We start from the raw sequence: 21,895 nt of genomic DNA, 5'->3' as shown, positions 1-21,895 counted from the left end.
TGCGGCTTTATTTCAATAAACGGGCACGAAATTGGCGGCCTTTCATTTTGCCGGTTTCCATTGTCTTCAGCGCTCGCTTAGCTACCGATTTATGTACAGCAACGTAAGCACGCATTGGCAGAACATTAATCTTACCAACGAACTTGCCATCAATCCCATCATCACTGGTTAAAGCGCCTAAAATATCACCTGGACGAACTTTTTGTTTTTTACCACCATCGATCTGGATCGTTACCATATTCGCTTGATAAGGCGTAGTGTTCTGCCCACTCATATCTGGCCATTGAGCAGGCTCAATGGGCATATCCATGTATTCATCAATCATCGCCACGCGATGCATCTCATTGTCGCTAAAGAAACTGATCGCTAATCCTTGACTACCAGCGCGCCCGGTACGACCAATACGATGCACATGCACTTCAGGATCGCGGGACAACTCAAAGTTAAACACGGCATCTAAGTTATCGACATCCAGTCCACGAGCGGCCACATCGGTAGCGACCAAAATCGAGATACTTTTATTGGCAAACTGCACCAAGGCTTGGTCACGATCGCGCTGCTCTAAATCACCGTGTAGCTCAATCACACTGAACCCTTTATGCTTTAACTGCTCGGCAACATGAGTGACTTCCTTTTTGGTATTACAAAATACCACCGCTGATTCTGGTTGATGATGCAATAACAACTGGGCTAACGCTTTATCTCGTGCCTCCGCACCTTCAAGTTTATAAAAGTATTGTTTAATTGTGGTTGAGCTATGGGTAGATTCAACTTTAACCATTTCCGGATTACGCATGATCCGCTCAGCCACCTGCTTGATTTGTGCAGGAAAAGTGGCACTGAATAGTAAGGTTTGTCTGACTGTTGGCGCTTGAGCAATAATCGCATCTAACGCATCTTGAAAGCCCATCTCCAACATTCGATCTGCTTCATCGAGTACTAAAGTGTTCAGCTCGGAAAGATCAATCCGTCCTTTTTCAAGATGATCCAAAATACGTCCTGGTGTGCCAACCAGAATATGCGCGCCATGCTCTAATGAACCGATTTGCGGCCCCATCGGCATACCACCGCACAAGGTGAGAATTTTAATATTATGGATAGCGCGACCTAACGTACGGATTTCAGTCGCCACTTGATCGGCCAGCTCACGAGTAGGACAGAGCACTAGCGCTTGCACGCGAAAGCGTTTGACATCAAGATTGGATAAAACGCCTAATCCAAAAGCGGCCGTTTTCCCTGAGCCTGTCTTTCCTTGGCCGATAACGTCCCTGCCCGCTAAAATGGTCGGTAAACTTAATGCCTGAATGGGAGTCATTTGGGTGTATCCCAACGTCTCAAGATTAGAAAGTAGTTCAGGTTTTAGTGGTACGGTCGAAAATGCACAATTACTCAAGGGGCGTCCTTTGGTTAGACGAAATTAAACGTCTATTATCGTTATTTAACCTCGTGTGGCTAGTGAATCTTTAATGATCTATACCCAAACAACGTGGAGTTACAGGTGGGCGGCAAGTGAGTTCATCTCCATGAGCATAGACAGACTCTATGATTGGGGTGAACGAACGTAGCCAACACCCCGCAGCTTCAAGTAGAAAGGGGATAGCGGTGAAATTCTTCATCAATATTAACCTTTGTTAATGAATCCTGTTGTTAAGCTTGCTAGAGTCAAGTTTTCATTTTCAAAGGAAGCTCACGATGATCACTTGGCAATGCCTTCCCTTTACGGGTTTAACCACTCAACAACTGTATGAATTACTCAAACTGCGAGTGGATGTGTTTGTCGTCGAACAAGCCTGCGCTTACCCGGAACTCGATGATAAAGATATTCAGTCTGACGTATGGCATTTGTTAGGCTATCAAGATCAATCCTTGATTGCTTATGCAAGACTACTCGCTCCGGGAATCAGCTACCCTTCTGCAAGTATTGGTAGAGTCGCCACCCAACAACAAGCAAGGGGAAACGGCCTTGGACGACAATTGCTAGATCAAGCATTGGTCGAGTGCCAACATCAATGGCCAGATAAGGACATAGAAATCGGTGCACAGCATTATCTAGAGAATTTTTATCAGAGCTATGGTTTCCAACCAACCTCTGCTGTCTACTTAGAAGACGGTATTCCTCACATCGATATGAAGCTGGTTAAGTAGCGTGTTTATCACTCTCGATTATTGACTGCGCCCAAAGCCGCCATCCGATAATCGGAAAAACATCACTGACTGATTATTACGTTCTAACTGTAAAATATCCAGTTGCCCATCTGCGGCTAACTTAAAACGGATCCGTTGCCCTTGCTGTATTTGACTCAAGGGCTTATCACTACCTTCAATTCTTACTAACGCATTAAGATCAGCTAAGGGCAAGTTGTTGCTTCTAAACACCTGTGACAAAGTATCCCCTTGCTTAATAATATATTCTTGCCATACCTTTTCCTGAGGGGTAGCAGAGATAGTCACCGCTGTAGGTTGCTCGACGCTTTGTTCACTTAAACCTTGGGTATTAAGAGCAATCGAGACTCGAGTACTGGCTGGTGCGGGAGTACGAGTTGGAGCATCCTGTTTCGGTGAGGAAGGGAAAAATAACAACAAGATCACAACCGGAATCAAAACCATTAAGCCGCGTTGATGATAAACCGGCAGTTGCCCCCAAAGAAGCTTAAGACGTAACCAGATAGGATACTGAGCCAGCCGCTTAGCATAAGATCGCCAATCAATAGCCGCCCACTGATGCAACCATTGTTGTTTAATTTTCCCCAGAGAATGGGGCTGTTGCTTTTTTCTGTGTCGACGATTCATTTTTATCCGCCCTTCATTGACTTGGTACAGTATAAAAACTCATGCGCTAAGAGTATAGAGCATGACCCTGCTTCAACCAAAGGTTGACACAATCTTGAAGATTAAAGCTTGAAGTCTCGATCTGAATCACACCTTGGCACCTTTATAACATGAATCTTCGTCAAGCATTTCATCATAGCGCTGAAGCTGGTATTCTGTGGGCTTTCTTTTTGTGACAAAGAGTGACGTGTATGTCTGACGTAAAATTTGAAACCGTAGAACAAAAAGCCAGCTACGGCATTGGTCTACAAATGGGCCAACAACTAGCGGGCAGCGGCCTTGAAGGGCTAAATGTGGATGCCATTGCTGCTGGTATCGCGACAGCGCTTGTCGGTGATATGCCGGCAATTGAAATCGACGAAATTAACCAAGCCTTACAAGCGATGCATATGCGTGCTGAAGAAGCAATGCAAGCGGCCGCTAAAGTCGCTGCTGCAGAAGGTGAAACGTTCCTTAAAGATAATGCTCTACGCTCAGAAGTTACCGTGCTTGACTCAGGCTTACAGTATGAAGTGATCACTCAAGGTTCTGGTGAAATTCCGACGTCTGATAAATCTGTCCGTGTCCATTATCATGGTGAGCTGACGGATGGTACCGTTTTTGATAGTTCAGTTTCTCGTGGCCAGCCTGCAGAGTTCCCTGTGACCGGCGTTATTAAAGGCTGGGTCGAAGCCCTACAATTGATGCCTGTAGGCTCAAAGTGGAAACTGTATATTCCACATGAACTCGCATACGGTGAACGTGGCGCTGGCGCAGCAATTCCACCCTTTGCCGCACTCGTATTTGAAGTAGAATTGCTCGATATTCTTTAATCATCATTAATACGCTATTCTATTGTTAAGCGGTGCAATGCACCGCTTTTTTTATACGAATTTTCTGAGATTAATCGCCAGAGATGAATCAGTCATCATAGGTTTGCTACACTGTTCAGACACATAACCTCTATTTACGACAAAAAGTGATCAATAGCATTTTAGGAGCCTATCCCCCCATGAACAAAACCTTATTCCGTACACTACTGATCTCAACGCTACTCAGTAGTACACCTAGCATGGCTTTTATCAAAATTGGTGGACAATCAAATCAAGACCTAGCCACATTAGTGGGTAGTGGCTTATTGGAAACCAAGCAACATACCACACTGATTAACCAAGTAAAAAGTCAACTTCCAATCTCAGACCAACAGGCTGGTAGTGGAATAGCAGCATTATTAGCCCTCGCCGAGAATCAATTAGCGGATCAACATCAAACTGAACTTAACGGATTAATCCCTAACCTTGAGCAACTCACTCAATTAGGCTTATCGACAACCGGTTTATCGCCAGCAAAGATGGCTAATCTCAGCGACGTTACTCATGTCTTTAACCAATTAGGTTTGGATGCCAATATGATCGGACAATTTACACCAATTATTATTCAGTATTTAACAAGTCAGGGGGCTGGAAGCAGTTTAGTTGGTGCGTTGCAAGGTCTCTGGAAATAACAATAAGAGAACGGTCCAATATTAAAGGACAAAGAAAATCCAAGCAGAGGATCGGAAGACAAGATTATGTTTGACGTGAGCTATAGATAAGATACCCCGATAGGGTAATAAAAAAGCCGAGCTAATGCTCGGCCTTTTATTCGCGAACTGATTACTCAGCAGCAGCTTCAACAGCTACTTCTGGGCGGTCAACAAGCTCAATGTAAGCCATTGGAGCTTTATCGCCAGCACGGAAACCACACTTAAGAATACGAGTGTAGCCACCTTGACGTGCAGCAAAACGTGGACCTAATTCGTTAAATAGTTTTGCAACAACTTCGTTATCACGAGTACGTGCAAATGCAAGACGACGGTTAGCAACACTGTCAGTCTTAGCTAGTGTAATCAAAGGCTCAACGACGCGACGCAGCTCTTTCGCTTTTGGCAAAGTAGTCTTGATAACTTCATGACGTACTAAAGAGCTAGCCATGTTGCTGAACATCGCTTTGCGATGACTGCTGTTGCGGTTGAGTTGACGACCACTCTTACGATGGCGCATGACCAAATCCTTCTAACTAATATCGATTAATCTTCAGCGATTGACGCTGGCGGCCAGTTTTCTAGGCGCATGCCCAGAGAAAGACCACGTGATGCAAGCACGTCTTTAATCTCAGTAAGAGATTTCTTACCAAGGTTAGGCGTTTTCAGTAGCTCAACCTCAGTGCGCTGTACTAGATCACCGATGTAGTGAATCGCTTCTGCTTTCAAACAGTTAGCAGAGCGAACTGTTAGTTCAAGATCGTCTACAGGACGCAGTAGGATCGGATCGAATTCTGGCTTCTCTTCCTTCTCCTCAGGAACGCGTACATCACGAAGATCTACGAACGCATCCAACTGTTCAGCAAGAATCGTTGCTGCACGGCGGATAGCTTCCTCAGGTTCTAGAGTACCGTTCGTTTCCATATCGATGACGAGTTTGTCTAAGTCTGTACGTTGCTCAACACGAGCAGCATCAACAGAGTAGGCAATTTTGTCTACTGGGCTGAATGTTGCGTCGACAAGCAAACGACCGATTGGACGTTCATCTTCTTCAGTATGAATACGAGCAGAAGCAGGAACATAACCACGTCCACGTTCTACTTTGATACGCATAGCGATCTCAGCGTTGTCATCAGTGAGATGACAAATAACGTGTTCAGGGTTTACGATCTCTACATCACCATCATGGGTGATGTCACCTGCAACCACAGGGCCCGAGCCTGATTTATTTAATGTAATGAACACTTCATCTTTATTTTCGCCTAAGCGAACAGCCAGTCCTTTCAGGTTAAGAAGAATCTCAAGGATATCTTCTTGTACACCTTCTTTGGTACTGTACTCATGAAGTACGCCTTCAATTTCTACCTCTGTTACGGCACAACCCGGCATAGATGATAAAAGAATTCGGCGAAGTGCATTACCAAGAGTATGGCCGAAACCACGCTCTAATGGCTCAAGAGTTACTTTTGCGTGTGTCGTGCTGACCTGTTCGATATCAACAAGACGTGGCTTAAGAAATTCTGTTACAGAACCCTGCATTGTGTCCTCTCTTTAGTTTAAACCTTACTTAGAGTAAAGCTCGACGATCAATTGTTCGTTGATGTCAGCAGATAGGTCTGAACGTTCAGGCTTACGCTTGAATGTACCTTCCATCTGGCTTGCATCTACTTCAATCCAAGTTGGTTTTTCGCGTTGTTCTGCAACTTCTAGAGCTGCTTTAATGCGAGATTGCTTTTTCGCTTTCTCACGGATTGCAACAACGTCGTTAGCCGCAACATTGAAAGAAGGTACGTTTACAACGCTACCGTTTACTAGGATAGCTTTATGGCTAACTAGCTGACGAGCTTCAGCGCGAGTCGCACCAAAACCCATACGGTAAACTACGTTGTCCAAACGGCCTTCAAGAAGCTGAAGTAAGTTTTCACCTGTGTTACCTTTTAGGCGAGCAGCTTCTTTGTAGTAGTTACGGAATTGTTTTTCTAGAACGCCATAGATACGACGAACTTTTTGCTTCTCACGAAGCTGAACGCCATACTCAGATAGACGACCGCGACGAGCGCCGTGTACACCTGGTGCGTTATCAATTTTACACTTGGTATCAATCGCACGAACGCCTGACTTAAGGAACAAGTCAGTACCTTCGCGGCGGCTAAGCTTCAGCTTAGGACCCAAATATCTTGCCATGATCTTTCTCCAATGTTCCCAGAAACGTTAAACGCGACGTTTCTTAGGTGGACGACAACCGTTATGAGGGATTGGTGTCGCATCAACGATGTTTGTGATACGGAAACCAGCAGCATTCAGTGCGCGAACTGTAGATTCACGACCTGGACCTGGACCCTTAACCATAACCTCTAGGTTCTTTAGGCCATATTCTTTAGCCATTTCAGCACAACGTTCAGCAGCAACCTGTGCAGCAAACGGTGTTGATTTACGAGAACCGCGGAAACCTGAACCACCAGCAGTAGCCCAAGCTAATGCGTTACCTTGACGGTCAGTGATGGTTACGATTGTGTTGTTGAAAGATGCGTGGATATGCGCTACGCCATCAGCAACTTGCTTGCGTACACGCTTACGTGCGCGAGTTGGTTGTTTAGCCATTGTACTCTACCCTTCCCGATTATTTCTTGATCGGCTTACGCGGACCCTTGCGGGTGCGAGCGTTGGTTTTAGTACGCTGTCCACGTAGTGGTAGACTGCGACGATGACGAAGACCACGGTAACAACCAAGGTCCATAAGACGCTTGATGTTCATGGAAACTTCACGACGAAGATCACCCTCTACAGTGTATTTAGCTACACCATCACGCAGTTGATCGATCTGCTCTTCAGTTAGTTCACTGATCTTAACACTTTCAGCAATACCCACGTCAGCTAGGATAGCTTTTGAACGGGTTTTACCGATGCCGTAGATTGCAGTTAATGCGATCACAGCATGCTTTTGATCAGGAATGTTAATGCCTGCTATACGGGCCACTATTCACTCCTAGTACTTTCTATAAAAGAATTATCCGCAGCAAAGCCCGTCGAGGATACGCTGCGGGATACTACTTCTTTTGCACGCAAAAGGTAGGCCGAGAAATATACTCGACCACCCTTTAATTTTCAAGTAAAAATTTCTGCTTATTAGCCTTGGCGCTGCTTGTGCTTTGGCTCACTGCAAATCACGCGAACGACACCGTTACGCTTGATAACTTTACAGTTACGGCAGATTTTTTTAACGGAAGCACGAACTTTCATTGCTAAACTCCGTAAATCTAACTTAAATGGCGACCGTATTAGCGGCCATAGCCTTTTAAATTTGCCTTTTTCAACACAGAGTCATATTGATTTGACATCAAATGAGTCTGTACCTGTGCCATAAAGTCCATAATAACCACTACTACAATCAGTAATGATGTACCGCCGAAGTAGAAACGTACGTTCCACGCGACCATCATGAACTCAGGGATCAGACAGATAAAGGTAATGTATAACGCACCGGCTAGGGTTAAACGAGTCATTACTTTATCAATGTATCTTGCTGTCTGTTCGCCTGGGCGGATACCGGGTACGAATGCACCTGACTTCTTCAGGTTATCAGCTGTTTCACGTGGGTTGAAAACCAACGCCGTATAAAAGAAACAGAAGAAAATAATCGCTGCGGCATAAAGCATTACATACAATGGTTGACCAGGGCTAAGCGCTAATGATACGTCGGTTAACCAACCGAACCATTGGCTCTCACCATTTTGACCAAACCACTGAGCGAGTGTTCCTGGGAACAAAATAATGCTTGATGCAAAAATTGCAGGTATAACACCAGCCATATTGATTTTTAATGGCAAGTGAGTACTTTGCGCTGCAAAAACTTTACGACCTTGTTGACGTTTTGCGTAGTTAACAACGATACGACGTTGACCACGCTCCATGAAAACAACAAAGTAGATAACAGCAAAAGCTAATACCGCAATCAACAACAGAAGAAGCACATGCAGTTCACCTTGACGCGCTTGCTCGATAGTATGTCCTATTGCCGATGGCAATCCAGCAACAATACCTGCAAATATAAGAATGGAGATACCATTCCCAATCCCTCGCTCTGTAATCTGTTCACCTAACCACATCAAAAACATGGTACCGGTTACTAAACTCACGGTCGCAATCAGGGTAAACATGGTTTGGTCAATAACAACCAGATTGTTGACCATGTTTGGTAGGCCTGTTGCAATACCTATCGCTTGGAATGTTGCAAGTACAAGCGTGCCGTAGCGTGTATATTGGCTTATCTTACGACGGCCTGCTTCACCCTCTTTTTTGAGCTCGGCTAACGCTGGATGAACTACAGTTAGCAACTGGACAACAATTGACGCCGAAATATACGGCATGATGCCCAGTGCTAATATAGATGCACGCTCAAGAGCACCACCAGAGAACATGTTAAACATTTCTATGATGGTACCTTTTTGCTGTTCGAACAAATCGGCAAGTACAGCAGCGTCAATACCAGGAATCGGCACAAAAGAGCCCGCTCGGAATACTAAAAGTGCACCAATTACGAATAATAAGCGCGACTTTAACTCACCTAAGCCGCTCTGAGCACTACGAAAATCTTGTCCTGGTTTCTTAGCCATCTGTACCTCAATCCTCGAGATTATTCCTCGATTTTACCGCCTGCAGCTTCGATTGCAGCTTTAGCGCCTTTAGTCACGCGTAGACCTTTAACAGTCACTGCTTTATTGATCTCGCCAGAAAGAACAACTTTAACGAATTCAATATTCTTCGTTACAAGGTTTGCTGCTTTCAAGCTGTTTAGATCAATAACATCACCCGTTACTTTCGCTAGCTCAGCTAGACGAATTTCAGCAGTCACAAGGCTCTTACGAGAAGTGAAACCGAATTTAGGTAGACGTTGTTTCAGAGGCATCTGACCGCCTTCAAAACCTGGACGAACACCGCCGCCAGAACGTGACTTTTGACCTTTGTGACCACGGCCACCAGTTTTACCAAGGCCAGAACCGATACCACGACCTAAACGCTTCTTAGAAGGCTTAGAACCCGCAGCCGGCGATAGAGTATTCAAATGCATTCTGATTACTCCTCAACTTTAACCATGTAGTAAACCTTGTTGATCATACCGCGTACACACGGTGTATCTTCAAGTTCTACTGTATGGTTGATTTTACGAAGACCTAAACCGCGCAAAGTAGCTTTATGCTTTGGTAGGCGACCAATTGAGCTTTTAGTTTGAGTTACTTTAATCGTTGCCATGTGTTCTTACTCCGAAATCGCTTCAACAGTTAGACCACGTTTAGCTGCAACCATTTCTGGTGACTTAACATCTACTAGAGCATCGATCGTAGCACGAACGATGTTGATAGGGTTCGTAGAACCGTATGCTTTAGATAGAACGTTATGTACGCCGGCAACTTCAAGTACAGCACGCATCGCACCACCGGCGATAACACCTGTACCTTCTGCAGCTGGCTGCATGTAAACTTTAGAGCCCGAGTGGCGACCTTTCACTGGATGGTGAAGAGTGCCTTCGTTAAGTGCGATAGTAAACATGTTACGACGCGCTTTTTCCATTGCTTTTTGAATCGCTGCAGGTACTTCACGTGCTTTGCCGTAACCGAAACCTACACGACCATTACCGTCACCAACAACTGTTAGTGCAGTGAAGCTCATGATTCGACCACCTTTAACCGTTTTAGAAACACGGTTAACTGCGATTAATTTTTCTTGCAAATCATTCGCTTGAACTTGTTGTTCTTTAGCCATCTTCCAACCCTACCTTAGAATTTCAGACCAGCTTCGCGAGCAGATTCTGCTAGCGCGGCTACTCGACCGTGGTATTGGAAACCAGAACGATCAAACGCAACTGACGATACGCCTTTTTCAAGCGCACGCTCAGCAACAGTTTTACCTACTGCTTTTGCTGCATCGATGTTACCAGTATTCTTCACTTGCTCACGGATCGCTTTTTCTACAGTAGAAGCTGCGGCGATAACCTCAGAGCCATTAGCTGCAATCACTTGAGCGTACACGTGACGAGGAGTACGGTGTACTACTAGGCGAGTTGCACCCAGTTCTGCAATCTTACGACGTGCGCGTGTAGCACGACGGATGCGAGATGCTTTCTTATCCATAGTGTTACCTTACTTCTTCTTAGCTTCTTTAGTACGCACATTTTCATCTGCGTAACGAATACCTTTACCTTTATAAGGCTCAGGCGCGCGGTAAGAACGAATGTCAGCCGCAACTTGACCAACTTCTTGCTTATCACAACCAGTTAGGACAATTTCAGTTTGGCTTGGACATTCGGCTTTAACACCCGCTGGCAACTCGTGCTCAACTGGGTGAGAGAAGCCTAGAGTTAGACCTACAGCGTTGCCTTTCATAGCAGCACGGTAACCTACACCCTTAAGAACGAGCTTCTTAGTAAAGCCTTCAGTAACACCAACAACCATATTGTTCACTAGTGCACGAGCAGTACCTGCTTGAGCCCAAGCGTTTGCGATTCCCTCACGAGGACCGAACGTTAGGTTGTTTTCTTCCTGTGCGATCACGACGCCAGTATGAACTACACGAGATAGTTCACCTTTAGGACCTTTAACCGTGATCTCTTGGCCGTTTAGTTTCACCTCTACGCCAGCTGGAATAGCGACAGGTGCTTTAGCAACACGAGACATGTTCTACTCCTATTTATTAAGCTACGTAGCAAATGATTTCACCGCCAAGACCTGCTTTACGTGCAGCGCGGTCTGACATGAGACCCTTGGAAGTGGAAACAACAGCAACACCAAGACCGCCCATCACTGATGGTAGTTCGTCTTTCTTCTTATAAACACGAAGACCTGGACGAGACACGCGCTTGATTTGCTCGATTACTGGTTTAGCTTGGAAGTACTTAAGAGTAACTTCTAGCTCAGGTTTTGCTTCGCCTTCAACAGCGAAGTCTGCGATATAACCTTCAGCTTTAAGTAGTGCAGCAATTGCAACTTTAAGCTTTGAAGAAGGCATTTTAACAGCAACTTTGTTTGCTGCCTGACCGTTACGAATACGGGTCAGCATATCCGAAATCGGATCTTGCATGCTCATAAACTTTACTCCAAATGATTAAGTGGCAATTACCAGCTGGCCTTACGAAGTCCAGGAATCTCGCCTTTCATGCAAGCTTCACGAACTTTAATACGGCTCAGACCGAATTTACGTAGGAAACCGTGTGGACGACCAGTTTGGTTGCAACGGTTGCGCTTACGTGATGCACTCGAATCACGTGGAAGTGATTGCAGTTTAAGAACTGCATTCCAACGATCTTCTTCAGATGCGTTTACATCGCTGATGATAGCTTTAAGTGTTGCACGCTTTTCTGCGTACTGAACTACTAGCTTGGCACGTTTTACTTCACGTGCTTTCATTGATTGTTTAGCCATAACAGTAACCCTTCACCTTACTTACGGAATGGGAAGTTAAAGGCAGCCAGCAGAGCACGGCCTTCCTCATCGGTACCAGCAGACGTCGTGATAGTGATATCAAGACCGCGTACACGATCGACTTTATCGTAGTCGATTTCCGGAAAGATGATTTGCTCGCGAACGCCCATGCTGTAGTTACCGCGTCCGTCAAAAGACTTAGCGCTAACACCACGGAAATCTCGTACACGTGGTAGAGCGATAAAAATCAAACGCTCTAAGAAATCCCACATGCGCTCGCCACGCAAGGTTACTTTACAACCAATTGGGTAGCCTTCACGGATTTTGAAACCAGCTACAGATTTGCGAGCTTTAGTGATAAGTGGCTTTTGACCAGAGATGGTCGCCATATCAGAAGCTGCGTTTTCTAGTAGTTTCTTATCGTTGATTGCTTCACCAACGCCCATATTGAGGGTGATTTTCTCAATTCTAGGGACTTGCATGACGCTTGTGTAACCGAACTGTTTGGCCAGTTCAGCGACTACAGACGACTTGTAGTAATCATGCAGTTTCGCCATAGTAGAACTCCAAATTACTCTATTAGTTAGAAACGATTTCGTTGTTAGACTTAAAGAAACGAACTTTCTTACCATCTTCGAAACGGAAACCGATACGGTCCGCTTTACCGGTTGCTGCATTAAAGATCGCAATGTTAGATGCATCAATCGCTGCTTCTTGCTCTACGATACCACCTTGGATACCAAGCGCAGGAACTGGCTTTTGATGTTTCTTAACTAGATTGATACCTTCAACGATAACTTTACCAGTTGTTAGAACCTTAGTTACTTTACCTTTCTTGCCTTTGTCTTTCCCAGCAAGAACGATCACTTCGTCATTACGACGGATTTTAGCTGCCATTTTTTGCCGCTCCTTACAGAACTTCAGGTGCTAGTGACACAATCTTCATGAATTTCGCGTTACGAAGCTCACGAGTCACTGGACCAAAGATACGTGTACCGATTGGTTGCTCGGTATTGTTGTTTAGCAATACGCAAGCATTACGGTCGAAGCGAATGACAGAACCGTCTGGACGACGTACGCCTTTACGGGTGCGAACTACCACCGCCTTCAATACATCACCTTTTTTCACTTTACCGCGAGGAATTGCTTCTTTCACAGTAACTTTGATGATGTCGCCAACATGGGCGTAACGACGGTGAGAGCCACCCAGAACCTTAATACACATTACGCTGCGAGCGCCTGAGTTATCAGCTGCGTCCAGCATACTTTGCATTTGGATCATGTTAGTGCTCCGCTAAATATTAAAAAAACTAGACCCATCTCGGGTCGGGCTGCCTCTTTAAAGGGACGCGAATTGTACCACCCTTTTTTGTGATTGGGTAGTCAAAAAACAAGCGGCCCCAAAAATAATCGGGGCCGCTGTATTCGCATTAAAAGCTCAATTAAATTTTCGCTTTTTCTACTACTTTTACCAAAGTCCAAGACTTAGTCTTAGACAATGGACGACACTCACGGATTTCAACGGTATCGCCTGCGCCACACTCGTTGTTTTCATCATGTGCGTGTACTTTAGTCGTGCGACGAACGAATTTACCGTAAATTGGGTGCTTCACGAAACGTTCGATAGCAACAACGATAGATTTGTCCATCTTGTTACTGATAACACGACCTTGTTGGGTACGAATTTTATCGCTCATTATGCGCCTGCCTTCTCAGTCAAAACAGTTTTCACACGTGCGATATCACGACGGACAGCTTTCAGAGTATGAGTTTGCTGAAGTTGACCAGTCGCCGCTTGCATGCGCAAGTTGAACTGCTCTTTCAATAAACCTAGTAGCTCTACATTAAGCTCTTCAACGTTTTTCTCGCGTAGATCTTGTGCTTTCATCACATCACCTGCTTAGTTACAAATGTAGTCTTGAATGGCAGTTTACGTGCCGCTAGGCGGAACGCTTCACGAGCCAATTCTTCAGGTACACCATCAACTTCGTACATCACCTTGCCAGGTTGGATTTGGGCTACCCAGTACTCAACGTTACCTTTACCCTTACCTTGACGAACTTCAAGTGGTTTTTCTGTGATTGGTTTGTCTGGGAAAACACGGATCCAGATTTTACCTTGACGCTTAATGTGACGTGTCATAGCACGACGTGCCGCTTCGATTTGACGAGCAGTTAGACGACCACGGCCTACAGCTTTCAAACCAAAGGTGCCGAAGCTTACTTCAGTACCTTTTGCTAGACCACGGTTACGACCTGTATGAACCTTACGGAACTTGGTACGTTTAGGTTGTAGCATCTGTCGACTCCTTACTTACGGCCTTTGCGCTGCTTCTTAGGCTTGTCAGCCTTTGGCTCTACTGCGTTAGCAGCTGGCATACCGCCTAGGATTTCACCTTTGAAGATCCAGACTTTAACACCAATCACACCATAGGTAGTGTGAGCCGAAGAAGTTGCGTAATCAATGTCAGCACGTAGAGTGTGTAGAGGCACACGGCCTTCACGATACCACTCAGAACGTGCAATTTCAGCGCCGCCTAAACGGCCACTTACTTCCACTTTGATACCTTTAGCGCCTAGACGCATAGCGTTTTGTACCGCGCGCTTCATAGCACGACGGAACATAACACGACGCTCTAGTTGAGACGCGATGCTATCAGCCACTAGCTGACCGTCTAGCTCAGGTTTACGTACCTCAGAAATATTAATCTGAGCTGGTACACCTGCAATCTTCGCTACTGCTGCGCGTAGCTTCTCAACGTCTTCACCTTTCTTACCGATAACAACGCCTGGGCGAGCAGTGTGAATAGTCACACGGATGCTCTTAGCAGGACGCTCGATAACGATGCGTGATAGAGACGCTTTTGCCAATTCCTTAGTGAGGTATTGACGTACCTTGAAGTCGCCGTCTAGGTTGTCAGCGAAATCTTTGGTATTAGCAAACCATGTAGCATTCCAAGGCTTAACGATGCCTAGACGAATACCATTAGGATGTACTTTCTGACCCATTGCTTACTCTCCTAGTCTTTTAGCGGTCTGCGACAACAATAGTGATGTGGCTTGAACGCTTCAAGATACGATCCGCACGACCTTTTGCACGAGGCATAATACGCTTCATGGTTGGGCCCTCATCTACGAAGATTTTAGCGACACGTAGGTCGTCAATGTCAGCACCTTCGTTGTGCTCCGCGTTAGCGATTGCTGACTCTAGAACTTTCTTAATAAGTTCAGCCGCTTTTTTGTTGCTGAACGTTAACGTTTCTAGAGCTTGGTCAACTGACTTACCACGAATTTGATCTGCAACTAAGCGAGCTTTCTGAGGCGAAATGCGAGCAAAGTTATGTTTAGCGAATGCTTCCATCATCTACTCCTTAACGCTTCTTAGCTTTCTTATCCGCAGCATGGCCGCGGTAAGTGCGAGTTGGGGCAAATTCACCCAGTTTGTGACCGATCATCTCGTCAGTTACAAAAACTGGAACGTGTTGACGACCATTATGGACAGCGATGGTCAAACCGATCATTGTTGGAATGATCATTGAACGACGGGACCAAGTCTTAATAGGCTTTTTGTCTCCGCTTTCCACCGCTTTCTCTACCTTCTTCAGCAAGTGTAGGTCAATAAATGGACCTTTCTTGAGAGAACGTGGCATGGCGATTCCTCTTTAAATAGATTACTTATTACGACGACGTACGATGTACTTGTCAGTGCGTTTGTTGCTACGAGTTTTGTAGCCTTTCGTTGGTACGCCCCATGGAGATACAGGATGACGACCACCAGAAGTACGGCCTTCACCACCACCATGTGGGTGATCAACAGGGTTCATTACTACACCACGTACGGTTGGACGTACGCCGCGCCAGCGTGAAGCACCCGCTTTACCAAGCTCACGTAGCATGTGCTCAGAGTTACCAACTTCACCGATTGTTGCACGGCCTTCAGAAAGTACTTTGCGCATTTCGCCAGAACGTAGACGGATAGTAACGTATGCACCGTCGCGAGCGACAAGTTGAGCATACGCACCAGCAGAACGAGCTAGCTGTGCACCTTTACCCGGAGTTAACTCAACGTTATGAATCGTTGAACCAACAGGGATGTTGCGCAATGGCAGGGTGTTACCTGCTTTGATTGGCGCATCAACACCAGACTGGATAGTATCACCAGCTTGGAGGCCTTTAGGTGCAATAATGTAACGACGTTCACCATCTGCGTATAATACGAGAGCGATGTTTGCGCTACGGTTTGGATCGTATTCTAGACGTTCAACTTTCGCTGGGATACCGTCTTTAGTACGTTTGAAGTCAATCAAACGATAGTGTTGTTTATGACCACCACCGATATGACGTACTGTGATACGACCGTTGTTGTTACGACCACCATTCTTAGAGTTTTTCTCTAGAAGAGGTGCGTATGGCTTACCCTTGTGGAGGTCAGCGTTAACAACTTTAACAACGTGACGACGACCAGGGGAAGTCGGCTTACATTTAACAATAGCCATTATTCAACTACTCCTGTTATTCCGCGCCGCCAACAAAGTCAAGATCTTGACCTTCTTTCAAAGTCACATACGCTTTTTTAACGTCGCTGCGGCGACCTTGGCGTAGACCTTGACGTTTGGTCTTACCCTTAAGAATAAGAGTATTTACAGACTTAACTTCAACTTCAAATAGCTTTTCTACAGCTGCTTTGATCTCTTTCTTAGTTGCATCTTTTGCTACTTTGAAAACGATCGTGTTCGCTTTTTCAGCAGCCATAGTGGCTTTTTCAGAGATGTGCGGTGCACGTAGAACTTTTAGTAGACGCTCTTCACGGATCATGCCAGCATCTCCTCAACTTGCTTAACTGCAGCAGCAGTCATTAGAACCTTGTCAAATGCGATTAGGCTCACTGGATCAATACCAGTTACATCACGCACGTCAACTTTGTACAGGTTACGAGCAGCTAAGAATAGATTCTCGTCTACTTCGCCAGTCACGATAAGAACATCGTTCAGCTCAAGTTCTTTCAACTTAGCCGCTAGCTCTTTCGTTTTTGGTGCTTCAACCGAGAAGTTATCAACAACGATTAAACGCTCTTGACGAACTAACTCAGAAAGAATGCTTTTCATAGCGCCGCGGTACATTTTTTTGTTTACTTTAACGCTGTGATCTTGTGGTTTCGCAGCAAAAGTAACACCACCTGTACGCCAGATTGGGCTACGGATTGTACCAGCACGTGCACGGCCAGTACCTTTTTGACGCCATGGCTTAGCGCCACCGCCAGAAACTTCTGAACGTGTCTTTTGAGCACGAGTACCTTGACGAGCACCTGCTGCATACGCAACAACTACTTGATGTACAAGAGCTTCGTTGAACTCACGTCCGAAAGTAGTTTCGGAAACAGTTAGTGCGTTAGCACCTTTAACCATCAATTCCATTACTTACTCCTAGACGTTATGCTTTAATAGCTGGTTTGACGATCACGTTAGCGCCAGTTGCACCTGGGACTGCACCTTTAATAAGAAGCAGATTGCGCTCAGCGTCAACACGTACGATCTCTAGGTTTTGAGTCGTTACACGCTCAGCACCCATGTGACCTGCCATTTTTTTGCCTTTAAATACGCGACCTGGAGTTTGACATTGGCCAATTGAACCAGGAGCACGGTGAGACAAAGAGTTACCGTGAGTCATATCTTGAGTACGGAAGTTCCAGCGCTTAACAGCACCTTGGAAGCCTTTACCTTTCGATGTACCAGTAACGTCTACTTTCTTAATTTCGTTGAACAGTTCAACAGTCAGTTCAGCACCAACTTCGAACTCTTCGCCGTTTTCTAAACGGAATTCCCAAAGACCGCGACCAGCTTCTACACCTGCTTTCGCAAAGTGACCAGCTTCTGGCTTAGTTACGCGGTTAGCTTTCTTAGTTCCAGCTGTTACTTGAATAGCAGCATAGCCGTCAGTCTCAAGAGTTTTCACTTGAGAAACACGGTTCGCTTCAACCTCAACAACAGTTACTGGGATAGAAACGCCTTCTTCAGTAAATACGCGGGTCATACCCACTTTACGTCCGACTAGACCAATCATTCTTCTAATCTCCCTTAACCTAGGCTGATTTGAACATCAACACCAGCAGCAAGATCAAGACGCATAAGTGCATCAACAGTCTTGTCAGTTGGTTCAACGATGTCGATCAGACGCTTGTGAGTACGAATTTCGTACTGGTCACGTGCATCTTTGTTTACGTGTGGAGAGATAAGAACAGTGAAACGCTCTTTACGAGTAGGCAGTGGAATTGGACCACGAACCTGTGCGCCGGTACGCTTAGCTGTTTCAACGATTTCCGCTGTAGAAGCATCGATTAGTTTGTAATCGAAAGCTTTAAGGCGGATACGGATGCGTTGGTTCTGCATGAGACAGGGCTCCAATAAGTAAAAATTACACAAACAATATCGCCATTCGAACCTGCCATGGCGGGTGAATGTCGATTGATTTATGTGAAACCGTAGTACCCCGATTGGGCACATTGTCAGCTAATTAAATTGACTAAAGCTAATCCTATTAACTGCGAACATAAGCTGAGTATACGTTACCTCACCTGTGTTGCCACAAGCTTGCTCCTCGCTGCTCATTGGTTCACAACTGGCTTAACCAGTGGGGGTGCATTATACAGATCACAGATTGACTTGCAAGGGGGTGTTGGAAAAATAAACGAATGAGGCGAAAAACAAGAAACCTAGGTCAGTAGACCTAGGTTTCTTAACGATGACATCAGCATAAACATTAAACGTTATTGCGTTGACGGACCGCTTCAAATAAGCAAATCCCGGTCGCGACTGAGACATTTAAACTGGAAACACTACCTGCCATTGGGATTTTGATTAGATCATCACAAGTATCACGAGTTAAACGGCGCATACCATCGCCTTCAGCTCCCATGACAATCGCTAACGGACCAGTCAGCTTGCTATGATAAAGATCATGCGTCGCCTCGCCCGCTGTGCCAACAAACCAAACACCTTGCTCTTGTAGAGCACGCATCGTGCGCGCTAAGTTGGTCACACGCACTAAAGGAACGGTTTCTGCAGCACCACAAGCGACCTTGCTTACCGTGGCCGTCATCGGTGCTGAACGATCTTTAGGGACAATCACCGCCGCCACACCAGCAGCATCTGCATTACGCAAACACGCCCCTAAGTTATGCGGATCGGTCACGCCATCCAGTACTAGCAGCAACGGTTGTTCATGCTGACTTAATATTGCGTCTAGATCATGTTCGTTTAATGCTTTAGCTGGTTTGACTTTGGCTATCAACCCTTGGTGATTAGCACCTTGAGCTTTGTCATCCAGTGCCTTACGCCCCATCTCCTGAATGGATAGCCCTAAACGCTGCAATTCATTCAATACCGGAAGTAGCCGATCATCTTGACGACCTTTCAAAACATACACTTCAATGATACGGGCTGGCTCACGCTGCATCACAGCGTTGACCGAATGAATGCCGTAAATCAGTTCATTACTCATTACTTACCTATTTCGTTTTTGTCCGGCTCTTTGCCGTTTTAGAACGAGATTTCGCTTTACTGGCTTTATCAGACTTAGCGCGTTTACTTTTCGCTGAATCTGCGCTCTCTGATTTATCTGGACGCTTGGTTGGCTCAACCATTGGAACGGCTTTTCCACCACGCGTGCCCGCTTTTTTACTCTTGGCTTTTGCTTGCGCTTCTACTGCCCGCTTTTTGGCCGTTTTACCTTCGCCGCGTAGCTTACGACTTGTTTCGACTAATTCAAAGTCAATTTGTCGATCATCCAGATTCACCGATAATACTTTCACTTTCACCGCATCACCTAAACGATAAATATTACCGAATGACTCACCAATCAAACGTTGACCGATAGGGTCAAACTGATAATAGTCATTAGCCAAATTGGAGATGTGAACCAAACCATCGATATGTAATTCCGTGAGTCGAACAAAAAAACCAAATCCAGTCACATTGGCAATCACACCATCAAGCTCTTCACCGACATGATCTTGCATGTACTCGCACTTCAGCCAATCAGACACTTCTCGTGTTGCATCATCAGCACGGCGTTCGGTCATTGAACACTGTTGTCCATAAAAGTCCATCTCTTCAAACGAGTAGTGATAGCCTCCGGTTGGTGTCCAGCGATCTTGGGTCTGATGTTGTTCTTTCGCTATCAAATATTTGATTGCACGGTGTAAAAGTAAATCTGGATAGCGGCGGATTGGAGAAGTAAAGTGCGCATAACGTTTTAATGCCAGACCAAAGTGACCTGCGTTATGGGCGTTATAGACAGCCTGCTTCATTGAGCGCAGTAGCATGGTTTGAATCAGCTCTTTATCTGCACGCTCACCGATTTGTTTCATCAGATTGGCGTAATCGGTTGGCGATGGCTCAAGCCCACCACTCAAGTCGAGTCCTAGTTCGCCCAAGAAGTCTCTAAAGCCCATTAAACGTTCTTCACCTGGTGGCTCATGCACTCGGAACAGAGCGGCTTCCTTGGCTTTTTCGACTAGCGATGCTGAGGCAATATTGGCAAGGATCATACACTCTTCAATCAGCTTATGAGCATCGTTACGGATCACTGGCTCAATGCTTTCGATCTTACGCTGGGCATTAAAGATGAATTTGGTTTCTACCGTTTCAAATTCAATCGCACCACGTTGATCACGAGCCGTTTTCAGCACCTGATACATGTTATGTAACTGTTCAAGATGAGGCACGACCGCTTGGTAGCGCTCACGCAGTTCTTCATCACCCTGCAAAATATCGTTAACTTTGGTATAGGTTAGTCGAGCATGAGAACTCATCACCGCTTCATAATGCTGATAATCGATGAGTTTGCCGCCATCAGAGATCGTCATTTCACACACCATGCATAACCGATCGACTTGTGGGTTGAGCGAGCACAGACCGTTAGATAAAACTTCCGGCAACATGGGGACCACTTGCGATGGGAAATACACGGAGTTACCACGATTGGTCGCCTCTTTATCCAAGGCGCTGCCAGGACGGACATAATAGCTCACGTCGGCGATGGCTACCCATAAACGCCAGCCCCCCTCTTTTCTAGCTTCACAATACACAGCATCATCAAAGTCACGGGCATCTTCCCCATCAATAGTCACCAAAGGCAATTGCCGTAAATCGACTCGACCTTGTTTGGCCTCTTCAGGGACTTCTTCTTTTAGTCCACTGACTTGCTTTAAGACTTCATCAGGCCATTCATGGGGAATTTGATGGGTGCGAATAGCGATTTGAGTCTCCATACCCGGTGCCATACTTTCACCCAGTACTTCTACAACCTTACCCATCATGCCTCGGGTACGAGTGCCACGATCGGTTACTTCAATCACCACCACATTACCCATCCGAGCGCCTTCGCGGTGTTCGGTTGGGATTAAAATATCTTTATGGATGCGCGAGTCATCCGGCACCACATACGAATAACCTTGTTCAAGGAAAAAACGCCCGACAATTTGTGCATTACGAGCTTCAAGGATACGAACCAAGCGCCCTTCTTTTCGGCCTCGTTTGTCGGTGCCAGTTGGCTGCACTAATACAAAGTCACCATGAATCAAGGTGCGCATTTGGTGGTGCGGCAGTAAAATATCGTTTTCTTTGTTTAGACCACCCTCTGGGCGAACCCAGCCATGGCCATCTTTATGACCAATAACATGGCCTTTAATCATTTCCAGTTTTTCTGGTAGGGCGTAACATTGACGACGCGTAAACACCAATTGACCATCTCGCTCCATCGCTCTGAGGCGGCGACGTAGACCTTCGTAATGATCCTCACCCGATAATTCAAGGGCGGCAAACAGATCGTTACGGTTCATGGGGACATTGGCTTTGGTTAGGAATTCTAAAATATATTCACGACTTGGGATCGGGTTATCGTAGTTATCGGCTTCGCGATCCGCAAACGGATCAGTATGGGTAGTATCAGACATAGGCAGACCTGCTTTTCTAGGAAGGTACATAAAGTATATCCTACTGTGTTCTTAAGCTTAATAGCTAATCCCAACCGGCAGAAGCGCAACAACTTTGTGTATTACGTGACCGGAATCAAGTTGTCACAATAAATAACGAAGAGTTGAATCGTGTGTATGATGACAGGATGTTGAGAGAAAGTGGTAAAGCGAGCGTTAA

35 protein-coding genes are annotated in these 21,895 nt (G+C 45.7%); 3 read left to right on the top strand and 32 right to left on the bottom strand.

The window, feature by feature from the left end; all coding sequences use genetic code 11:
* Window positions 1-7: 7 nt before the first annotated feature.
* Complete coding sequence (dbpA, locus tag VIB_RS03110) at window positions 8-1,393, bottom strand: ATP-dependent RNA helicase DbpA (protein WP_040903981.1); 1,386 nt, start codon at window positions 1,391-1,393, stop codon at window positions 8-10.
* A 299-nt stretch (window positions 1,394-1,692) separates the two neighbouring features.
* Between dbpA and VIB_RS03105 the strand changes: the two genes are divergently transcribed.
* Window positions 1,693-2,145: a GNAT family N-acetyltransferase gene (locus VIB_RS03105; protein WP_040903979.1), complete on the top strand. Its 453-nt coding sequence runs from the start codon at window positions 1,693-1,695 to the stop codon at window positions 2,143-2,145.
* 18 nt (window positions 2,146-2,163) lie between these two features.
* Here the strand turns inward: VIB_RS03105 and VIB_RS03100 are convergent, their stop codons facing one another.
* On the bottom strand, window positions 2,164-2,790 hold the full coding sequence (locus tag VIB_RS03100) for a LysM-like peptidoglycan-binding domain-containing protein (protein ID WP_004394552.1): 627 nt from the start codon (window positions 2,788-2,790) through the stop codon (window positions 2,164-2,166).
* 230 nt (window positions 2,791-3,020) lie between these two features.
* Between VIB_RS03100 and VIB_RS03095 the strand changes: the two genes are divergently transcribed.
* Window positions 3,021-3,641: a BamJ family beta-barrel-assembly machinery protein gene (locus VIB_RS03095; protein WP_004394551.1), complete on the top strand. Its 621-nt coding sequence runs from the start codon at window positions 3,021-3,023 to the stop codon at window positions 3,639-3,641.
* A 179-nt stretch (window positions 3,642-3,820) separates the two neighbouring features.
* Window positions 3,821-4,312 carry a DUF2780 domain-containing protein gene (locus VIB_RS03090; RefSeq protein WP_004394550.1) on the top strand — a complete coding sequence of 164 codons (492 nt, stop codon included), beginning with the start codon at window positions 3,821-3,823 and terminating at the stop codon, window positions 4,310-4,312.
* A gap of 151 nt (window positions 4,313-4,463) precedes the next feature.
* Here VIB_RS03090 and rplQ read toward each other — a convergent pair whose 3' ends face one another.
* The 30 genes from rplQ to rnr form a co-directional block, all read right to left on the bottom strand.
* On the bottom strand, window positions 4,464-4,850 hold the full coding sequence (gene rplQ / locus VIB_RS03085) for a 50S ribosomal protein L17 (RefSeq protein ID WP_001216361.1): 387 nt from the start codon (window positions 4,848-4,850) through the stop codon (window positions 4,464-4,466).
* Window positions 4,851-4,876: 26 nt separating this feature from the next.
* The gene (locus VIB_RS03080) at window positions 4,877-5,869 is read right to left on the bottom strand and encodes a DNA-directed RNA polymerase subunit alpha (RefSeq protein ID WP_004394549.1); all 993 of its coding nucleotides are present in this window, start codon (window positions 5,867-5,869) and stop codon (window positions 4,877-4,879) included.
* Window positions 5,870-5,893: 24 nt separating this feature from the next.
* Window positions 5,894-6,514, bottom strand: coding sequence for a 30S ribosomal protein S4 (gene rpsD / locus VIB_RS03075; RefSeq protein WP_040903976.1), 621 nt, complete (start codon window positions 6,512-6,514; stop codon window positions 5,894-5,896).
* A gap of 27 nt (window positions 6,515-6,541) precedes the next feature.
* Window positions 6,542-6,931, bottom strand: coding sequence for a 30S ribosomal protein S11 (gene rpsK / locus VIB_RS03070; RefSeq protein ID WP_001118870.1), 390 nt, complete (start codon window positions 6,929-6,931; stop codon window positions 6,542-6,544).
* Between the two features lie 19 nt (window positions 6,932-6,950).
* On the bottom strand, window positions 6,951-7,307 hold the full coding sequence (gene rpsM, locus VIB_RS03065; protein ID WP_004394544.1) for a 30S ribosomal protein S13: 357 nt from the start codon (window positions 7,305-7,307) through the stop codon (window positions 6,951-6,953).
* 149 nt (window positions 7,308-7,456) lie between these two features.
* Window positions 7,457-7,570 carry a 50S ribosomal protein L36 gene (gene rpmJ / locus VIB_RS03060; protein WP_000868186.1) on the bottom strand — a complete coding sequence of 38 codons (114 nt, stop codon included), beginning with the start codon at window positions 7,568-7,570 and terminating at the stop codon, window positions 7,457-7,459.
* Between the two features lie 38 nt (window positions 7,571-7,608).
* The gene (secY, locus tag VIB_RS03055; RefSeq protein WP_004394541.1) at window positions 7,609-8,943 is read right to left on the bottom strand and encodes a preprotein translocase subunit SecY; all 1,335 of its coding nucleotides are present in this window, start codon (window positions 8,941-8,943) and stop codon (window positions 7,609-7,611) included.
* Window positions 8,944-8,963: 20 nt separating this feature from the next.
* Window positions 8,964-9,398 (bottom strand): 50S ribosomal protein L15, encoded by a 435-nt coding sequence (gene rplO / locus VIB_RS03050; RefSeq protein ID WP_004394540.1) that lies wholly within the window; start codon window positions 9,396-9,398, stop codon window positions 8,964-8,966.
* Between the two features lie 5 nt (window positions 9,399-9,403).
* Window positions 9,404-9,580 (bottom strand): 50S ribosomal protein L30, encoded by a 177-nt coding sequence (gene rpmD / locus VIB_RS03045; protein ID WP_000201159.1) that lies wholly within the window; start codon window positions 9,578-9,580, stop codon window positions 9,404-9,406.
* Window positions 9,581-9,586: 6 nt separating this feature from the next.
* Window positions 9,587-10,090 (bottom strand): 30S ribosomal protein S5, encoded by a 504-nt coding sequence (gene rpsE, locus VIB_RS03040; protein ID WP_004394539.1) that lies wholly within the window; start codon window positions 10,088-10,090, stop codon window positions 9,587-9,589.
* A gap of 14 nt (window positions 10,091-10,104) precedes the next feature.
* Window positions 10,105-10,458: a 50S ribosomal protein L18 gene (rplR, locus tag VIB_RS03035; protein ID WP_004394538.1), complete on the bottom strand. Its 354-nt coding sequence runs from the start codon at window positions 10,456-10,458 to the stop codon at window positions 10,105-10,107.
* Between the two features lie 9 nt (window positions 10,459-10,467).
* Complete coding sequence (gene rplF, locus VIB_RS03030) at window positions 10,468-11,001, bottom strand: 50S ribosomal protein L6 (RefSeq protein ID WP_004394537.1); 534 nt, start codon at window positions 10,999-11,001, stop codon at window positions 10,468-10,470.
* Window positions 11,002-11,017: 16 nt separating this feature from the next.
* On the bottom strand, window positions 11,018-11,410 hold the full coding sequence (gene rpsH, locus VIB_RS03025; RefSeq protein ID WP_004394536.1) for a 30S ribosomal protein S8: 393 nt from the start codon (window positions 11,408-11,410) through the stop codon (window positions 11,018-11,020).
* 29 nt (window positions 11,411-11,439) lie between these two features.
* Window positions 11,440-11,745, bottom strand: a complete 306-nt coding sequence (rpsN, locus tag VIB_RS03020; protein WP_004394535.1) for a 30S ribosomal protein S14 — start codon at window positions 11,743-11,745, stop codon at window positions 11,440-11,442.
* Window positions 11,746-11,762: 17 nt separating this feature from the next.
* Window positions 11,763-12,302, bottom strand: coding sequence for a 50S ribosomal protein L5 (gene rplE, locus VIB_RS03015; RefSeq protein WP_004394534.1), 540 nt, complete (start codon window positions 12,300-12,302; stop codon window positions 11,763-11,765).
* A gap of 22 nt (window positions 12,303-12,324) precedes the next feature.
* Window positions 12,325-12,642: a 50S ribosomal protein L24 gene (rplX, locus tag VIB_RS03010; protein ID WP_004394533.1), complete on the bottom strand. Its 318-nt coding sequence runs from the start codon at window positions 12,640-12,642 to the stop codon at window positions 12,325-12,327.
* Window positions 12,643-12,655: 13 nt separating this feature from the next.
* Window positions 12,656-13,027 (bottom strand): 50S ribosomal protein L14, encoded by a 372-nt coding sequence (rplN, locus tag VIB_RS03005; protein ID WP_004394532.1) that lies wholly within the window; start codon window positions 13,025-13,027, stop codon window positions 12,656-12,658.
* A gap of 160 nt (window positions 13,028-13,187) precedes the next feature.
* Complete coding sequence (rpsQ, locus tag VIB_RS03000) at window positions 13,188-13,442, bottom strand: 30S ribosomal protein S17 (RefSeq protein ID WP_004394531.1); 255 nt, start codon at window positions 13,440-13,442, stop codon at window positions 13,188-13,190.
* Window positions 13,442-13,633 carry a 50S ribosomal protein L29 gene (gene rpmC / locus VIB_RS02995; protein ID WP_004394530.1) on the bottom strand — a complete coding sequence of 64 codons (192 nt, stop codon included), beginning with the start codon at window positions 13,631-13,633 and terminating at the stop codon, window positions 13,442-13,444. Before rpmC ends, rpsQ begins: the two co-directional genes overlap by 1 nt.
* Window positions 13,633-14,043 carry a 50S ribosomal protein L16 gene (rplP, locus tag VIB_RS02990; RefSeq protein WP_004394529.1) on the bottom strand — a complete coding sequence of 137 codons (411 nt, stop codon included), beginning with the start codon at window positions 14,041-14,043 and terminating at the stop codon, window positions 13,633-13,635. Before rplP ends, rpmC begins: the two co-directional genes overlap by 1 nt.
* Before the next feature lie 11 nt (window positions 14,044-14,054).
* Complete coding sequence (gene rpsC, locus VIB_RS02985) at window positions 14,055-14,753, bottom strand: 30S ribosomal protein S3 (RefSeq protein ID WP_004394527.1); 699 nt, start codon at window positions 14,751-14,753, stop codon at window positions 14,055-14,057.
* Between the two features lie 19 nt (window positions 14,754-14,772).
* A complete protein-coding gene (gene rplV, locus VIB_RS02980; protein WP_004394526.1) occupies window positions 14,773-15,105 on the bottom strand; it encodes a 50S ribosomal protein L22 in 333 nt (110 codons plus the stop codon).
* A 10-nt stretch (window positions 15,106-15,115) separates the two neighbouring features.
* The gene (gene rpsS, locus VIB_RS02975) at window positions 15,116-15,394 is read right to left on the bottom strand and encodes a 30S ribosomal protein S19 (RefSeq protein ID WP_004394525.1); all 279 of its coding nucleotides are present in this window, start codon (window positions 15,392-15,394) and stop codon (window positions 15,116-15,118) included.
* 21 nt (window positions 15,395-15,415) lie between these two features.
* On the bottom strand, window positions 15,416-16,240 hold the full coding sequence (rplB, locus tag VIB_RS02970; RefSeq protein ID WP_004394524.1) for a 50S ribosomal protein L2: 825 nt from the start codon (window positions 16,238-16,240) through the stop codon (window positions 15,416-15,418).
* Window positions 16,241-16,256: 16 nt separating this feature from the next.
* The gene (gene rplW / locus VIB_RS02965; protein ID WP_004394523.1) at window positions 16,257-16,559 is read right to left on the bottom strand and encodes a 50S ribosomal protein L23; all 303 of its coding nucleotides are present in this window, start codon (window positions 16,557-16,559) and stop codon (window positions 16,257-16,259) included.
* Window positions 16,556-17,158: a 50S ribosomal protein L4 gene (gene rplD / locus VIB_RS02960; protein WP_004394521.1), complete on the bottom strand. Its 603-nt coding sequence runs from the start codon at window positions 17,156-17,158 to the stop codon at window positions 16,556-16,558. Before rplD ends, rplW begins: the two co-directional genes overlap by 4 nt.
* 16 nt (window positions 17,159-17,174) lie before the next feature.
* The gene (gene rplC / locus VIB_RS02955; protein WP_004394520.1) at window positions 17,175-17,804 is read right to left on the bottom strand and encodes a 50S ribosomal protein L3; all 630 of its coding nucleotides are present in this window, start codon (window positions 17,802-17,804) and stop codon (window positions 17,175-17,177) included.
* 14 nt (window positions 17,805-17,818) lie between these two features.
* Entirely contained in the window at window positions 17,819-18,130 is a 312-nt protein-coding gene (gene rpsJ / locus VIB_RS02950; protein WP_001181007.1) for a 30S ribosomal protein S10, read from the bottom strand.
* A gap of 370 nt (window positions 18,131-18,500) precedes the next feature.
* Window positions 18,501-19,241 carry a 23S rRNA (guanosine(2251)-2'-O)-methyltransferase RlmB gene (gene rlmB, locus VIB_RS02945; protein WP_004394510.1) on the bottom strand — a complete coding sequence of 247 codons (741 nt, stop codon included), beginning with the start codon at window positions 19,239-19,241 and terminating at the stop codon, window positions 18,501-18,503.
* Window positions 19,242-19,248: 7 nt separating this feature from the next.
* On the bottom strand, window positions 19,249-21,696 hold the full coding sequence (gene rnr / locus VIB_RS02940) for a ribonuclease R (RefSeq protein ID WP_004394509.1): 2,448 nt from the start codon (window positions 21,694-21,696) through the stop codon (window positions 19,249-19,251).
* Window positions 21,697-21,895 lie beyond the last annotated feature (199 nt).

Origin of the sequence: Vibrio metschnikovii CIP 69.14 (genome assembly GCF_000176155.1) — a bacterium.
Taxonomy (GTDB): domain Bacteria; phylum Pseudomonadota; class Gammaproteobacteria; order Enterobacterales; family Vibrionaceae; genus Vibrio; species Vibrio metschnikovii.
Note: the sequence above shows the minus strand (reverse complement) of the source record. Positions and strands in the feature narration are given on the sequence as shown.